Origin of the sequence: Paenibacillus sp. UNC496MF (assembly GCF_900113915.1) — a bacterium.
GTDB lineage: Bacteria > Bacillota > Bacilli > Paenibacillales > Paenibacillaceae > Paenibacillus_Z > Paenibacillus_Z artemisiicola.
The window spans coordinates 175,898-193,062 of record NZ_FORE01000016.1; the positions used below are offsets into that span (position 1 = coordinate 175,898).

Genomic DNA, 17,165 nt, shown 5'->3' on the forward strand with positions numbered 1-17,165 from the left:
AAAAACTTGCCTTTTTACATCATAGCGGGAAGCTCCATATAGTTCAAGCGCCCTAATTGTAGCGCATTACACTCTTCCGATGATATTCTTCTTTTTCTGGATATAATCCGCGCGATTAGCCAGAATTGCTTTTGCATTCTCGCTTGCATATCCGAGATAATCGAACAGCCAATTGGCCTTTAACGTTTGTCCATTCGTGATCTCGTGCGTCCCCATAACTGTCTTAATGCCGGCAAGCACTTCCTCGTCTTCCGCGGTTAAGCTCATACCGTCCAGCCTCTTCATAACGACTCGCATGAAGGAGAACAGCGTGAACTCCAGGATCGATGCACTGACCGCTGGGTTCACCTTCTCAGCCGCGATGTCGAATAGGATCTTATTGACCAGCTCCTGCTCGTCGGCCGGCAGCACCGCATAAGATTCTGCGTTTAACTCGCCGCTTTCGATTTTACTGCGAAGCGTCGCTTCTGTTTTTACTTCTTCAGGTACAAGGCTGATACGTTCTCTTGCCATGACAATCTCTCCTTTAGGACCATGTGAGTCCGTAATTTAATAGCTGTGCATTGGCAGGCAACACTGCTTTGAGTCGAAGTTTCTTATCCTGCGGTGACTTAGCGGTAAAGTAGAATAAGGATTCGGGTGAGATCGTTTCCCATGTGACGCCATCGTCGCGAGAAATGGAATACGTGCCGGCAATAGTTGGACTTTCGTTTTCTTCAACCACCAAGATTGCCTTTTCTGGTACAACATCGGCAAGCTCCTGTGTGGTGACAATCGTATAGCTCCCGCTCCCGCTTGCTTTCACAAGGCCATTCGTTGTATCCAGTGTATAGCTGGAGCTTTTCCCCGCATCGATCCCGCTTGCATCCAGAAAATCCTCAAAGATCATATTCTGATGCTTGTAACGTATCGTCTTGGCAACCACGTTGAGCTTGGCATTCGCCTTCATAATGTTGATCGCATCATTAATGATCAGCTCGTTAGCTTTCGCCACCGCATTCTGAATACCCGCCTCTAGGGCATCGATCCGGTCTTTGGCGTGCGGATAAGCTCCCGTCACGCCAGTCCCCAAGATATTATTCCTCGTGTTCTTTTCGTCTTTCGCAGCCTTGTTGGCCACGCCGTAAGCGATAATATCCATGTCCTTTCACTCCTTACACCCAAGAATACGAGACACCTTGAAGCTCTTGTCCAGTGCTCAGAATCGCTTTGACCCGAAGCGATTTACCGGCTGGCAAGTTGCTCAAGTAGGCTAATTGATCCGGCTGCACTTGCTTCCATGTCACGCCGTCATCGCGGGATACGTAAAGCTCAGGCATTAACGGCATCAACACATTGAAAACCACGGACAAATCACTCACAGACGGTGACAGGGTGTAGATTTTGTTGTTGACTTGCAGTTGATCAATCTTAGCGGTGTCCGTGCTCGACGATTGCTCCAAGTAATAAGCAAGCCGGAGCTTGCCGCCATTTACAATGCTGGCCCATTCGGATGCAGTGAGTGCATTGATCTGATCCGGCGTCATTCTGTTCGCTTTCACACTGACTAGATCCGATATATCGATGGACTGCCACGCGCCCGATGCATGAGACATCCAGGTTACTCCGCCGTCTCCACTCGCAAGCACGCCAATCGCGCCCGCGCCGGTGACCGTCGCTGAGAGGCTGAGCGAGACGATGTTCTTCACAATTAGATCATCTTTTGGCATGAGCAGCCTGCCCGGCGGCACGGCCGTTATGACCATAAATCGCGACGCGTCATCTTCATCAGTCCAAACCAGCAGCTCCGGCGCTGCAAGCTTCCGAATGGCCGCGTCATCGACAAGAAAAAGGCTGTCCATCCCGTTAGCATCAAACATCGCTTTGGTTACAGGAGCGGCTCCGATGGTGGACCAACCTTGAGATGCCGGCTCTATCAGCTCCAGTTCGCCAATGGCTACATGACCAGTCGAAGAATACGTGGCCGTAATATAGATTCGATAATAGCGATATGCTGCTGGCGTGGCAGAAAAGTCATACAAGGTTCGGCGATTGGCCGTCTGGTCTGCACCGGTGATGCTATGAAGATTATCCCAGACCAGTGCATCGTTGCTACCTTGAAACACCCAGTTCTTTGGCGACTGCGGGAACGACCCGTTGTTTCGAGTCGTGATCGCGTACTTGCCGATTCGCTTTTGGTTGCCTGCTCCAAAATCAACTTGAAGCCACTGCTTTCCCGTGTCGGTATTGTTGGAATGCCAGCAGTCATCGGTGTCAACGTTCGTATTATTAAACGCCTTCCAGCAATCGTTATTCGGAATATAAACCGACGATGCCGAAAGTGATATCGGACTTGGCGCAGTATTGGACGTCATCTTAGGCACGGCATCGGTTAATCCGTCAGATGCCCTGAAATACATTTTTATGTCATTGCCGTCCTGGAATAAGAACTTGTTCATGTATACGGTGGCCATGGCTGACATGAATGTTCCCGCTCCCCCGATGCCACCATCTCCGGATTCTGCCCCACGGGTACCAATCCCGCGCGCGCCGCCGACGACAGAAGTGGTGCCGATTTTAGTCGGTGTGACTTCTGTCGTCACTTCAATATGGCCACCTCCGCTACCTCCACCACCAGCACGATACGCGTTGCCACCTGCAGATCCATTGGAAGCTAACGTGCCATTGTTGATGATGTCTTTGGCGTGCACAATCAGTAGGCCGCCGGTTCCGTCCGCTCCAGGCTGGCCATCCCCCCGGTTGCCGGCCGCTCCTGCACCTCCTGGATTACCGGCTCCACCGCCAGAGCTGTTGGAGAATGACGAGGTTGAATAGCCATAACCGCCTGCTCCTCCATTAGCCGCGGCGTTGCCGCCCGCCCCATTGTTGCCGCCACCGCCGCCCGATCCGCCTGAATAGGATGTTGCAGCAGCACCGGATCCACTGGCGCCGCCGCGGCCAGCACCTGGAGCACCGCCGCCGAGCTGCCGGCCCGCACCTGCGATACCCGACAATGCCGATGTATGGCCTGACGTCTCGCTGCCCTGACTAGCTTGAGCAAGTCCCGCCGCTCCAGCCGCCGGCACAAAGCATAGGTTTCCATTCAAGTCCTTATACATATAGACATTCTGACCTGCCGCTGCGGCACCACGGGCCGTCATGGAAATCGTACCGTTGTTGGCCAGTATGCCATTGACGAAGATCATCATCCCCCGCTTCCGTACTTGTGGCGTAATGGTTACGCCGCTGTTAATGGTCAAGCTGCCGTGATATTTAAGGATCAGCATGCGTTGATCAGCAGTCGTGTTGCCGAGGACCGGCGTTGCCGCATACACCGTGTCACCATAGATGTTGACGAACTCAACTTGGAGATCAACTATTTCACTATTTGCGGTTGTCTGGAAGATGTGATCTCCATCCGGGATACTCATCATGATATATTCATACAAGGTTGCCTTGCCCGTATAAGTTGCCATTCTACTCCACCCCGATCCTTTCAATCACTTTAAATGCGCTCTTGTCGATGACCTTTCTTAGCACCGTTCCACCTTCCACATAATCAGCATCTGCTGTCATTGCATCCTTATACAACGTCCGAAGATATGCGGACCCATCGAGAACGACGCGATTATCGTCTTGAAATTGTACTGACTCTCCGGCAGTAAAATCATTCAAGATGCTGTTTTGTATTACAGATCCGGCAACCATATCCACTTTCATTTTGATGTAACGGCCAGCTGGCGAAGCAATTGTGCCATCTGAGTTAATCGGCATGAAGTCAGAAAATACGCCTCCGTCAGATGAGGTAGCCGTTGAAATCGTCATCGCTGTTCCCGCTGGAACTACCACCGATTTCCCAACATTGACAAATGACTTATAGTTACTTCCCAAGTCAATGACGGGCGTTTCATAAGACCCAGATGGAGCATAAAAATACTGAACACCGCTCTCCATTAACTCCATTTGGCCGATCATGACGCTGCCTGAAGAAGGCACGGTTATATTAATCCTGTAGTAGCGGTACTTGGACGTGTTTGATATTGGATACATACGCTTCTGACCGTAAGTTGTCCATGACTCGTTCACTCTTGTATCAAGCACGGTCCAGTTAGCATTATCCGCACTTCCCTCAAACGTCCATGATTTAGGCATCGTATTGTAAGAAAGCGAGCTGTTAAGATTCCTCGTTTGCAGCGTATACTGCGCAATAGCCTTTTCATTTCCTGCGCCAAAGTCAACCATTAACCATCTGGCAACAGTGGTTGTTTCCCAGCAATAGTCCGACCCTAATGGTACATTATCACTGAATGCTCTCCATGCCGCATGAGTGGTCGTGTTATATTCGCCTGATGCCGAAATTTTGATCTGCGGATCGTTCAAGTTACCCGTGAGCGCAGGCACTACGTCGCTTGTATATCCGAATACTTGCGATCCTGTCACATGTAACTGAATTTGTCCATTCATAACATCCACATTTGTCTTTACGCCGCCAACCAGATCAGCATCTTGGCTGTCCGTCTTCTGCTCATTCGTGGCCAACGATACGACGACTGCAATTGGGTCCGCGGAGAGAGACTCTGCCGTAGTGACAACCGTCGCTTGCGCCTGGCCGGCTCCAATCACGACCTTTTTGCCAGCGGCATCATACTGGTAACCGTTGGATTTTGCTGCGTCGATACCGGTAGAATCGCCAAAGTCATCCAAGATCAGATCGGTTAAACTGAAACGATTTTGGTTCACAATAGTGTTCATGCGCAGACTATGTTTATTCATGTTTGCCGCGGTAACCGCTTCAAGGTCAGATACTAATTCGATTGCATTAGGAATCTTGTGGGATTCCAGTTCAACAAGCCGATCATCCATATCAGCAAAGACATCTTGAACGCCAGAGCCAAGACGATCTGAAACGCCCTTCATTTTATTTTTTGCCTTCATCGCTTTAGAAAGCGAAATAATGTCCATCACGTCTCACCTCTTTCATGAAGTAAGGAAAAGCGGGAGTAGGTTTTCCCCTACGCCCACGAGCATGCAATGCCGGTCAGACTCGATGCGACTGCAGGAAGAGTCGCTTTCACCATGAGGTCATTTCCTGTCACTGTGCGAATGTCAGTCACGGTGCTTGCCGCGATCGTCTGCCACGTTGCACCATCATCCAGGGAGAAGTGCAAAACAACATCTGTGCTGCCGTCCAGCACAACAAGAAGTGATTTGCGGCCATCCTGCAGAGGTCCTGCAGCCATGACCACATCGCCGGCGCCATTATACCTTTTGTTAATTGTATCATAGGTCGCCGTTGTGGCCGAACTGTCAACGCCATCGCTGGTGTCGAATGTATCAACGACCATCTCGTATAAGCTGTATTTTGCTGATGCGAGCAGCGCATTGCTCTTAAAATTGAGCTTTGCCATATTGATTGCGTTGATCTGCTCCAGATCTTTCAGTCTTCCAGCCAATGTCACTTCATCGAATGTAATGCCTACCGATTCAATTACCGGTGTTTCATTAGCGACATCGCTTGGTTGAATTGTAATTTGATCCGCATAAGCAACATCCCCACTGTTCGATTGTTCAAGATAATAAGCGAACCGAATTTTTCCAGTCTCTCCGATCAGCTGTTGCCATTGGCTAACGGGTACCGCATTAAATACGGCCGGCGTCATACCATTTGCTTTTGCTGAAGCAGCGTCTGCTGCAGATGCTGTCCAGGTGGACCCATCCCACGTCATCCAAGTTGTGCCGCCATCAATGCTTGCCAGGATCTTTAGCTCCCCTGCTCCCGATAATCCGGCAGCAAGTTGCAGACTTTTGAAGCCTTGCGGCGGAAGAGTGATGTCGTCCGTTGGTAGAATGACGCGACCAAACGGAACAGCTGTCATGGAGGAAGAAACGGTAGACGCATTGGTCGAGGCAAGAACTTTGGGCTGATCGGATACAAGGGATTGGATGGTTTTATCGTTTATGAGCTCCAAATCAACCATGCCATCGGTATCAAACATGGATTGCGTGACAGGCGCGTCGCCAACCTTCACCCATGTTGCGACCAATGTTGTTCCAGGCAAAATGCGAACCTCTGATAGCTGCATCCAGTTAAAATTATTGAATAAATCCACCTTGTAATACCTGTAGGCTGTATCGTTAGAGAAGCTGAATGACCGTTTTTCATATAACGCCCCCGTGAATCCACAACTAGGGATGTTAGTGATAAGCGTGTAATTCGCCCCATCATTGCTTCCGTATAGCGTAAAGCTTGCCGGCACGTCTTGGGCCTTTCCTCCAGTGGTAAGATCCAGGCTTGCAATGGCGAATGCCGATGACAATCTGAATACCAGAGATTGGTGTCCACTGCCATTCGACCACCATACTGTGCCTGTGTTTCCATCGATCAAATTGGATGCTGACCCTTGATATGTGCTTGTAGCAGTCACGGACTCGATACTAGGCGGCGTCGCTTCAGTAAGAACGCACTTCTTAATATCCGATCCATCTTGAATCAGATAGCTGATTGGGTCAACCAAGCGGGCACTTTCATTTACGTCAATCGCATCCAAATTGAAATCTGTGCTGTACGCACCTTGATCAATCTTTGTTACGTCAACGTGATGGAGGCTGTCAGAAAGTCCTGTTTTCTGATAGACAAGCGTTTGGTTGATGTCACCGCCATTGAGAGTGAAGTATTCCACCGCTCCTCCATCTATGGTAACAGCCACTTTGCCTGAATATCCCGGATAGATCGAAGCAATAATTCGGAACTGGGTTCCCATTAATAAGAACCGATAACTGGAGTTGGCGGTTGTGTTCGGCGCCCAGTGACGGCCTCCCCCAGAATAGGCGCTATTCGGATCGTCTGCCGACCATCCCGCTCCCATATATCTAATGCTCGGGTCGGAATCTTCAATCCGCTTCCAGCCGCTTTCTGGACCAGTGAGTGCTCCTCCAATTAAAGCGAAGCTTCCTTTAAGATCGATTGCATCAAATTCAAAGATAGAAAAAAGACCGGAGTTACTTGCCGAGATCGTGACGGTGTGATTGCCGTCCGTCAGCCCATCCTTCTCGAACAGCAGAATCTGGCTTCCTGCTGCACCCCTCGCAGAATAGCTATAACTTACACCATCGATGACAACCGAGATATTCGCCTGCCGATCCGAATCTCGATACGAAATGATCCGCAGCCCGGAGCCGTTAAATGCAAACGAAACAGAATGCAGGTTTGCACCAAATGTATACTTGGCAGATCCGCCTGAATAATTCGCACCAGGATTGTCAGCCCAGCTATCGCCAGCAAATACGAAATGTACATCTGTTTGCTCAAATCGTGTCCACCCTGACTCAGGAGCCAATAGTTGCTGTCCTACTGTAGCCATGCTCATTCACCTCTTATTCCTTGTATTCAAAGACAGCACAAAGCCCAATGTCTGCAGCTGCCGAAGTTTGCAGGAGCTGCCATATTACATCACGCTCACTTTCTCAATGGACTTGAACGTTACCTTGTTCAAGGTGACGGAGAATAAATTGCTTGCTTCAAGCGCCCCTTCGTTATCGACATCAGGCGCATAGCTCGTTTTTAGATGAAGCGTTCCGTTTGCCTCTGCATACTCGTCGAGCACGAAGGTGTTCTGCGCATCGCCCTGATTGAAATCCAAGCTGACGGGATCTGTTGGCCCTGCTGGATTCGTAAGCGTTGCCTTGAACTTTACCCATCTTGCTTCAGGCGGGCTATCCAGTTTGAGTGCTGCGTATTCGGAGAAGGTCTGCCCGTTTGCAGATGTTGCAACTTCCCATGACACGACTGAGCCACTCATACTCACCGCTCCGGTTTCGATCCATCCCTTTCCAAGATCCGTTACGTTGGACTCCCATGTCCCAGAAGGAAAATATGAGTCCACGCCGAGCTTCTTGAGCTGCAGCTTTCCATTCACCAGCTCGGTATTCACGAATGTGCCCTGCTCCAACTGCAACGCTACTGCCGTTGTTTGCTTGATTTGATTCGCCTGGCCCGCCAGCCAATCCAACCGCGCATCGACGGTTGGAAAGCGGCCTTCAGCTTGCAGGGCGATCACGTTGGTATCCAAGTCGGTAATTTTGTTGACTGCTTGTGTTCCTTTACCAAGGGATATAACGTCCATGATGCTTCACCCGCCTTAAACGATAGTCGTTGTCGTATCTACACCAGTAATGTTGCCCGTTACATTGTCATAAGTATAAACCTTATGAACAATCACGGACTGTCCATTCGCCGTGTATTTCTTGTCAGAGTAATTCAGCGTGCCGGCTACGGGATCTGCATAAACGTAATCGACCGTATAGTTCAAGTCGCCCGCCACCGTCTGCTTGATGACATTGCCATTTCCATCGTACTGGTAAATCTCGCTAAAGTTACCCTCGTCATTGATCATGACCATCTGCGATTTCAGCGCCGAAATATCGGACGTGTTTGTGGCAATGTTCGAGCTGTTGACTGATACGGCTGCTTCAATGCTATCGAGTCGGTCCGGCAGGTTTACCTTCGCTCCTTTGGCATTCTCCAGGTCCGTGACCAGCTGCTGCAGATCGAATCCAAGGTCGCCCTTCAGAATCTTCGTAAGTGCCATCGGTTACCCCTCCTTAACTTCGCATACGCTTTCTTGTAGTTGACTTACAGAATTTCTATATATGTTGGAACAATGAGTTCATCACTAAAGACAGTCTGATTGGTCAGCAGCGCGGGCCCACCGTTCAAGTAAAATTTCATCACTGTGAAGTCTACGATCTTGGCATTGGTATCCATTACTTGCTGCACGAGTTCGTTATAGATAAGGCCTTGGCCCATTGTGAACTTGCCGAAGTATTGATACAGATTGGTCTTGGCATCAAGGCGTGCCTTGTCTTTGTCGGCTGTCGTGGCCGACTCATGAAATACGAGCTGGATACGCAGCTCCAAGGGGATTTGCGACGGCAGCACGATAAGCGGTCGGTTGCCGTAAGCCTTCACTTGCTGTACAGCCTGTTCGACGCCCGCGCGGACGGTATCGAAATTGTAGCCGTAAAGCGGGATGACCACGAAGCTGAAGCTGCCGGTACCCTGCGTGTACTCCGTGCCGATGACATCGGAGACGCCTTCTGTAGCCAAGCAGGCAATGCGCAGTGCTTGATAGTTAGCGCTCGCCGCGGTTAGGACGCGCTGCGAGATCTCATACCGGTACGTCTTGGCATCCAGCGGCTTCGTCGTCGTCGCTCCAGTCTTCGGGTCGTAGGACGTTACATTGCGCCTTGGGTAACTGAACAAGGCACCAATCAGATCCAGATACTCATCAGGTGCCTTGCTGAGGAATCCCATGTTGGCAATTGCTTCGCCGTAATCGTACAGTTTTGGAAACTCCGGTCCGATGGCTTCGATGATCGAGCGCGCAATGGCGCCGGCCCTGTAGTTCGTAACAGGTGAATACGTTTGGAGATGCGTCATCGCATCGGCTAGAATATCGCTGACTGAGCGTTTCAATAGGGGCATGTTTGCACCTCCCTTAGAGGTTACTGCCGTTCGTCACAACGATCGGCTCGTCTTCGCCGGCATTGAGGAACGTGTAATAATCGATCTGATAAATACTCACGGGTACCGCACGCACCTGAAGATCAGCTGCTCGGAACCGCCCATCATACGTCAGCGTGCTCATGATTTGGTTGACGCCTCTGTTAGCCGTCTCCCGCGTGTTAGGCTCACCCTCCAGCAGCTCAAGATCGCCGCCGATGTTCGGATGGCTTCGCCAATCCTTGGTCTGTGTGCGGATACGGTTCGCGATGTCCTGCTTGGCCGACTCGTAATTATCGGTCAGTCGGAAGTCCGTGGTACCCACTGCATCACTCGGTCCGAGATCGAAATCCCCGTCGTGCGCGCCGTAAAAGGCAATGTCCTTCTCATCATACTTAGGCATGCTTGTCGCCTCCGATCATATCCAAAATAGCCTTGTAGTCCTCACTAACCGGATCGAAGCCGGCTTCGCTCGCATTTACCACCTGGAAGTTATTGCAGACGAATTGGATGTTTGGTGCATAGACAGAGAACATCATCTTGGACGGATCCATGCGGAAGCCGAGATGATAGTACGCAAACCCCTCGACGACGCCTGTGTCTCTAGCCAAAATGCCCGCTCCGGATACGGAGTTGATGAGGCCGATGTCATGCGTCTTCGCCTGTGTCGATTGCTTCAACAAGTCGTCCAGATTCTGCTCGTCCGAGAACATGAGCTCATTCAGTTGCTCCATCCAATTCGCCATCATCTTGTTCCTCCAATTGGCTTTCGGTAGCCATGCAGTCTGGGCAGAAGCTCTCCCGGCAGCAAGGGCATGCTATTAAAAAGGTTTTACAATCCGGGCATTGCGTCATCATGTTTCCTCCTCAGAAGTGGAACAGGCTATGGAAGAACTCACTCACGCCGTACTTCAGGTCATTCCAGAACATCTCGGCCTGGCTCGGGTCACGGTAGAATGCCGTGACGATCGGCTGCTTTTGGTCCCCGTTAATAAACTGGATCCAAACGCGATCGTTCTCCGAGAGGCCGTGATCAATGATTCCCTGACTATAGACGAAGCAAGGGACATTGTTGTACTTGGTGACCTGCTGGCCGGTACGTACTTCCACGTCCACGGTATGATTGATGGCCGGATCATTGAAGTGATTTGGCCCATAGTATTTAGTCACATAGCCGATCAGGCCGGGGGAGCTCAGATCAAGAGCTCCCTCCTTGCCCTGGCCGGCGATGCGTTTGCTGATTTCGCTTTGCTCATAAGCCATGCGCGATCGCTCCTTACTTTGTCGGATAATGGAGATGGACGTGATTGTAGTGGTCCGCGCGCGTGGTGAAGGTGTTCTTCGGATACTTCTTCCGCATCTGATTCAGCAGATCATCGTCCGCATGCAGGATGCCATCGAAGCCTGCCTGGACCGCCAGGTCGATTACCATTTCCACCATGTCCCGATCGGCGCTGTTCGTGAAGCGCAGCTTGCCGGCTACCACTTTCATGTCCGGCGTGTCGATATCGACTGCAAAGCCGGTATTGTGCCAGCTCAGCGATCCGTCCGGTTTTCGATACGTCGAGGTAACCATGAGCTTCTTGCCGCCGCTTTTCGCCGTGTATACCGCGCCTAGTTGCTGCAGAAGATCTGCAGATGCTTGGCGGATCAGTGGTGCCTGCATGATCGGCTCATAGAAATTGACACTCGTTACCTTCGTCGTGCTGACCAGCACGCTCTTGGCTTGCTCAGGCGTCAACGAGTATTGTTTCATCCCGGCCGACCCAGTTGTCGTTGGCACTTCCGCGCTAGTCCCGTTCGTCCCACTCGATGCCTTCGGAGCGTCCGGAGTCGGCGGCAAAAAATTCGGATCGTGCTTGGCGATCTTGGCCATGATCTGCGCAATCCCGTTGTGCCAGTTCTTGTCGGAGGCATACTTAATGTTCATGCCAACAAGTGTTGAGCCATTGTAATACTTGCCGCCTGCGGTCAGGTAATTCGTCTTTATCTTATTGGCTGCATAGTAGATGCAATCCTGTGGCGTCGCAAACGTATAGGCGCCATCATATGGATTGCTATCGACCGCGCCGTAGCCAAAGAGGTTGTTCTTGTCCTTGAAGATCCTGGATGTCCCCCACCCTGTTTCCCACGCCGCATGCGCTGCGAGGTAAAGTCCGCTCATGACGCGAGCACTTCCCGCTCCGTCCCCTTGTAATGCGAGAGGCGATGGCGCTGAAGGAATGGAGATCTCAAGTTGCTTAAAGTATTTGCCGAGCCCCGCAAGACCGGTTCCTTCAAAGGCAGCATCGATTGCGTCAGCTGAAATGCCGCTCGGCTGATTGAGGTCCATTGTGTCAAAGCTGGTGCCGGCAGCGTAGCCAGATCCCCCGCTTGAGTCGCTGCCACCCAATGAGGACGTCAGGTCATCTGAGGTCAGAAGCGTTCGATCTTCTTCATAGGTTGGCTTCCGATTGAAATCCGCCTCTTGGCGTGCGACTTGTCCCTGCAGCTGCTTGGTCGCTTCGCCGACCTCGAAGTTATACACCTCGGCGGCCTGCGTATCCGCGATCACCTTGTAGCGATGCTTCTCGAAGAAGCTGGACGCAAACTGCGAGAAGTCAACGGAACTGCCGCTGGCCTGCATGGAGAGATCGTCATCGGAGGCGATCGGCGCATACTGAGACGTGTCTGCGCCCAGGAATCCGGCGAGAACACCACCGACCACATCGTTAGTCAAGAACCGCTGCCAGAAGTCTGGAGAGTCGCCGATCACCGAGCCCATATGGCCATTGATGCCTGCAGAGAACTCGATGCCGTCGCGGCGGAGCACCGCAATGATGCAAGACTTCCGCGTGAACAAGAAGCGCTCGATGAACTCGGATATGCAGGCACAGGCAATCTCGACGACGGCCGTTTCAATCAGATAGGCTGCAATGCCAACCGGTCCGCCAAAAATAGCGAGCGCACCCGTGGCCATCTCCCATCCTCGCTTCCCCCAGCGGCCGGCCTTGGCCGTAACCTTAAAGCCAGTCGCCATCATTTTGCTTGCACCTGTCTTGAGTTTCGCGAGTTTGGCAGCGTCTATTTTATTGTAGCCCTTGAAACGCTTGTCGTACAAAGCTTCGTACAAGTTATCAAACAGCGCCTGAGCGTCTTTTTCGGTGAAATTCTCGATCTTAGACGCCATATCCTTGAGTATTCCGCTTTTTGTCCAGCGATTCTTCATTTCATCTGTAACAGGATCGTAACGCCTTACTTCTTTGGTTACAGGATCAATCTCGACACGATAGTTCTTCGTTTCGATCGTTCTTGGTTTCGAAAGTTCCTCTCCTGCCGCCGTGGTCCATTCCATCAGCTTGGAGCCCACTTTGGTCGCATCGAACTTCCCTTTCATCGCTTCATAGCGCCGCTTGACCACGGACCAGATCGCATTCATGACTGGGAATGCGCCTTTATAGCCCATGTTCCGGAGGACAGCACGCAGCGTATACGACATAATCATGTAGGCGGCTGTGTGCGTCAGTCCCTGCAGCATCGTCATGACATGACGATCGCTGTTGACGACGACGGCATCCGGCTTGATCATCGTGATGTAACCCGTCTCAAAATTCAGCAGATGGTTCACTTCACGAACCTCGATTGGCCCGCTCATATTATTGAACGTATCGTTGAAATAGCAGATGTCGTAAGGCTTCACGCTTGGATCACCCATGACCGTCAGATAGCCGTCGTACATTTGCTTCACGTAATCCCGGAGGCCAGCTGCGGCGATCTTGATGGCCGTCCATTCATCGAAGTACCATTTCGGCAGCTTGTTCAGGAAGTGTCCGATGATCGGGATATTCTCGATCAGCCGGATACCCTGCGCATTCAGCTGCGTATCAATCTGCACTGTCCGCTGCATCTCCGGCCAAATGTTCGTGTCTACGTAGATCGCCTGCGTCGTATCGAGGTTGCCCTCGTTGCTGTAGACGCCGACCGCGACCGTGTACATGTTCTCCGTCGTGGCGATGATCTGATTCTCGACGATGGACGTCCAGCTGTCATAGATGTGATACTGCCGGAATGGCTTCGACACGGCTTGGATATCATAGCTCGCCAGGTTCGTATCCTGCATGCTTTTCCCGCCGGCGACGTCGTAGGCATACGCAATCGGGAAGTATGGCTTGCCCATGAAAATCGTGTTGCGGAAGTCGTAGGGATGAACCGCGACTATGAAGTCCTCGCCCACCGCAGCGCAAATGTTCAGCACGTCCCATACCGTCTTGTCGTACAGGCTAATGTTGATACCGTCCTCGTCGCCCTTGCCGATTCCGAAGAAATTGCCGAGCTTGTTCCAGAAGCTGTTCTCCTGGAAGCGCAGCAGACCGGTCGTCTTGTAAATGTTCTGCGTGATCTCATTGCGCTGCCGATCCTCAAAGGCGCCGTTGAAATTGATCGCAAGGTGACTGACTGGCGGCCCCGGCATGCCGAAGTGCATGATGCCGAGTGAGTGCTGCTGGTAATCCGCATTGCTGAACTGCGTCTTGAGGTCCCCCCAGAAGCCGGTGTGGTCCGTCAGGATCTCATCGAGGATCTCAGTCGGTTCCTTCTTGCTGAACACCCAGCCGCGGGTCGTATCGCCCGGAGAGGCTTTCAGTTTGTGCGTCAACTCGATGCCGTCGTCCTGGCAGACGGCTGTGATTGTTTCGCCGTTGTTTTGCAGCTGCGTGATGACGCCGTTCATCATCGTCGGCATGTTGATGGCGTTGGATCCATACCCCATTCGGAAGTGAACGCGGGCGCCGGTGCGCAAATAGATCGAATTGTACCAGTTCGGATTACGACCGCGGCGCGCCTTCTCTGCTTCACGCGCGAGCGAAGCGGGATTGAACATGAGCTGCACGATATCCCAGCCGTTCGTGTTCGTCAGGTCAAAGCTTTTAGCCGCGTCATCCAGCGAACCGAAGACGTTCGACATCTCGAGCACCAGCGTGCTGGAGGCTGTCTTTCGGCTGTTCGTATACATGATATCCATGACAGCCCGGTAATTGAAGTAGTTGTCGGACATCTTGGTCGCCGCTACGAATTGCCCCTCATCAATGAAGAACAGCAGGAACGTCGGGAACGCCCTCACCAGCCGGCCGCGGCGGTCGTACTTGCGCATATCATGAAAGCTCTCGCGGAAGGTCACGTCCATATCGGCGTAATCTTCCTCCGTCAGGTTGCTCTCCTGGAACTGCGCTGTGTCACTCGTGGCGCTTGCCGTTTTGTAGTCGGCCACCGGCAGCGTACTGTATTTCTCCGTGAGCTGCGCTTCGGTCCACCTGCCGATCTTGTCCACCTTGCTGAGCACTGTCTTGATCAGATTGACGATCAAGTACGGCATCTTCTTGTTGCTGTTCAGCAGTAGATTGTATTCCCGCTCGTAGCCGAGATACATGGCGATCGCGCCGACCCAGATAGCCTTTTGCTTCTGTGTGCTCGTCAGGCCGAACGTCGTATAGATGTTGTCTCCGACCAGATTGACGCCGGCGACAATATCCAGGTAATGCTGCATCAGTTTACATCCTTGCTCAACGTTGTACTCGATGTTGCGTGCAAGGCTGTTCGGATCCCCCATGAGCGGGCTGACGCGCATGACGCCGATGAATGATGCCTCCCGGATGAAGTTCTCATCCTTGAAGTAGCGCAGGTCATGCATCTGTAGGATCGGCACAGACGCTGTGGTCACTTCGATATTGCCGAGCTCTTTATTCGCTCCGGGCCCGACCGTGTAGAACTGGCGCATCTGCGGATCAAACGTTTTGGCCAGCGCCAGCATCAGCACTTGATCCACGCGAGAGACGGTATTGTCGGACTGCGCGTTGGCCACGTCCTGCGATTTCTTTCGAATCAGCGTCTCGATGTCTTGAACGGACAAGTTTACGGTATCGACTGAGCTCGGTGTTTGCGTGGACGCGACGGGCGACGGCGTGGTCTGCTGCTTCGCTGCAATGTCATCCGTGACTACTTGGCCAGGCTCGACGCTTCCCGGCACGACCGAGGCCGATCCATTCATGGAGTCCCGCCACTCCGATGGCGTCGTCGAGTTGGCGTTCATGTACTGATCGAGTTCTTCCCCATAATCGATCGGGTCATTGTAGATCAGGAAGAAGTCAGGATCGACGTAGACGCCATTGTTTAGATTCGGGATTACGAAGCCGGCATCCGCCACCTCTTTGTACGTCGGCAATTCGAGGTCTGGATAGAGCTCGACATTCTTCATGAGTTCCTTGACCTTTGATTCGTAGATCGCCCGCTTCTGGAAGTCTTGGTCGCTCGTCCAGTCGGCGAGGCCGGCAAACTGCAGCCAGTCCCGTGAAGCAGGATCATCAAACGGATTCCACCAGGCGTAGTTACTGAGCTCGAACGGGATCGTCTTGTTATTCGCCGAATCGTAAAGCATCTGCGTTTCTTCCAGGCGCTTGGCTGCCCGGTTGAAAGCGGAGAGCGTCAGCGTGATTTCATGCACGCCGGGCTGCCCTTCAACCGTGCTGGACACCATGTCTTCAATGACGACATACGTACAGCCAAACAATCGGGTAAGCTGATGGTCGAACTCGATAAAGCCATTCGACAGCACCGAATGATATTCCCGATTCAGATACGTAGAACGGCGAACCAGATTCTCCAAGCTTCCAAGGGCTTCTGGATCATCGGCTTTGAAACGCGCAACATATACGGCATCTTGCGATCCTAAGTATTGATGGGTTGGCGATTCATGCATCTGAATCTGGGTCGGCGTGATGATATTCTGGTAGCCGACGCTCAGCTCCTGCAGGTACAGGCCGGGGATATCCCAATTGTCCATTCGAAACTCATTCGTCTGCAGCAACTTATAAATATCATCGCCGTACATCTTGTCGATCTCGCTGTCAAACATGACCTGCTTGGCTTCATCATAGAAGCCGTGTGGCACGCCATCCTCATCCTTGCCTAATGGCTTTGGCACTGGGAAGATACCGCCGATCCAGGTCCAGTCTTCTTCATCGAAGCCGGCCTTGTCGGTTTTGTCATCCATCCATAGCTTGATCAGCTTGTCGCGCTTGTCCTTCCAGTCCTTCATCGCTTCCAGGTCTTCTTCTGCGGCAATACGAAACATGTATTCATTATGCAGGTCGATCTGCAGTGGCTCATAGAAGACAAGGTTTCGTTTTGGATTCGGCTCCAAGCTGCGACGATAATGCCAGCGAAACAGCGGCCAGTTGAACATCTCCTCGTAGCTGCGCTCCGACTGGTCGAAGATGTAGGAGAACGGATTGAACGCGTACATCTGAACCTGCGCCATGAGGCAACCGGGGAAGCCATCAACCGTCTGCACAGAGATCGATGAGATTGTGACAGCCTCTACCTGATACGTGTCGTTCAGGAGCATGTTCGTGACAGGCAGGAATGGACACTTGCGGACCTGTGCCAGAAGCGGACGCAGCTCATTGTTGATGCTCTGCAGGCCCGGGAAGAACAGATTCAGTTCAATAATATGGTCAAAGTGCCCGGCCGATTTCACCATACTGCTACGGCTGCGGAGCACATTGACCTTTTCGTTTTTCATTCGCTTGGTTACGGTGATTGCGGTCGGGGGCACATAATACTGTGAATCCCCGATGCGCAAATGATGATCCCGTAACGCCCCATAAAGGGCGTCACGGTCATCCACTCCGATCGTAGACATAGGCTCTCA

At 52.0% G+C, this 17,165-nt stretch carries 12 protein-coding genes; all 12 read right to left on the reverse strand.

Annotation, left to right across the window (positions count from 1 at the left end; translation table 11 throughout):
- Positions 1–66 precede the first annotated feature (66 nt).
- The gene (locus BMZ79_RS27125) at positions 67–513 is read right to left on the reverse strand and encodes a hypothetical protein (protein WP_090646513.1); all 447 of its coding nucleotides are present in this window, start codon (positions 511–513) and stop codon (positions 67–69) included.
- Positions 514–526: 13 nt separating this feature from the next.
- Complete coding sequence (locus tag BMZ79_RS27130) at positions 527–1,141, reverse strand: hypothetical protein (protein WP_090646515.1); 615 nt, start codon at positions 1,139–1,141, stop codon at positions 527–529.
- A 13-nt stretch (positions 1,142–1,154) separates the two neighbouring features.
- A complete protein-coding gene (locus tag BMZ79_RS34505) occupies positions 1,155–3,455 on the reverse strand; it encodes a discoidin domain-containing protein (RefSeq protein ID WP_090646518.1) in 2,301 nt (766 codons plus the stop codon).
- 1 nt (position 3,456) lies between these two features.
- Entirely contained in the window at positions 3,457–4,941 is a 1,485-nt protein-coding gene (locus BMZ79_RS27140; RefSeq protein WP_090646521.1) for a discoidin/SUN/FTP domain-containing protein, read from the reverse strand.
- A gap of 50 nt (positions 4,942–4,991) precedes the next feature.
- Positions 4,992–7,340 (reverse strand): discoidin domain-containing protein, encoded by a 2,349-nt coding sequence (locus BMZ79_RS27145; protein WP_177222367.1) that lies wholly within the window; start codon positions 7,338–7,340, stop codon positions 4,992–4,994.
- 84 nt (positions 7,341–7,424) lie between these two features.
- Positions 7,425–8,102, reverse strand: coding sequence for a hypothetical protein (locus tag BMZ79_RS27150; RefSeq protein WP_090646526.1), 678 nt, complete (start codon positions 8,100–8,102; stop codon positions 7,425–7,427).
- A 15-nt stretch (positions 8,103–8,117) separates the two neighbouring features.
- Positions 8,118–8,567, reverse strand: coding sequence for a hypothetical protein (locus BMZ79_RS27155; RefSeq protein ID WP_090646528.1), 450 nt, complete (start codon positions 8,565–8,567; stop codon positions 8,118–8,120).
- A gap of 44 nt (positions 8,568–8,611) precedes the next feature.
- Positions 8,612–9,463 carry a hypothetical protein gene (locus BMZ79_RS27160; RefSeq protein ID WP_090646531.1) on the reverse strand — a complete coding sequence of 284 codons (852 nt, stop codon included), beginning with the start codon at positions 9,461–9,463 and terminating at the stop codon, positions 8,612–8,614.
- A gap of 13 nt (positions 9,464–9,476) precedes the next feature.
- The gene (locus BMZ79_RS27165; protein WP_090646533.1) at positions 9,477–9,884 is read right to left on the reverse strand and encodes a hypothetical protein; all 408 of its coding nucleotides are present in this window, start codon (positions 9,882–9,884) and stop codon (positions 9,477–9,479) included.
- The gene (locus tag BMZ79_RS27170; RefSeq protein WP_090646536.1) at positions 9,877–10,215 is read right to left on the reverse strand and encodes a hypothetical protein; all 339 of its coding nucleotides are present in this window, start codon (positions 10,213–10,215) and stop codon (positions 9,877–9,879) included. Before BMZ79_RS27170 ends, BMZ79_RS27165 begins: the two co-directional genes overlap by 8 nt.
- A gap of 133 nt (positions 10,216–10,348) precedes the next feature.
- The gene (locus BMZ79_RS27175; RefSeq protein ID WP_090646539.1) at positions 10,349–10,744 is read right to left on the reverse strand and encodes a hypothetical protein; all 396 of its coding nucleotides are present in this window, start codon (positions 10,742–10,744) and stop codon (positions 10,349–10,351) included.
- A gap of 13 nt (positions 10,745–10,757) precedes the next feature.
- Positions 10,758–17,156, reverse strand: coding sequence for a glucosaminidase domain-containing protein (locus BMZ79_RS27180; protein WP_090646541.1), 6,399 nt, complete (start codon positions 17,154–17,156; stop codon positions 10,758–10,760).
- Between the last annotated feature and the right edge of the window lie 9 nt (positions 17,157–17,165).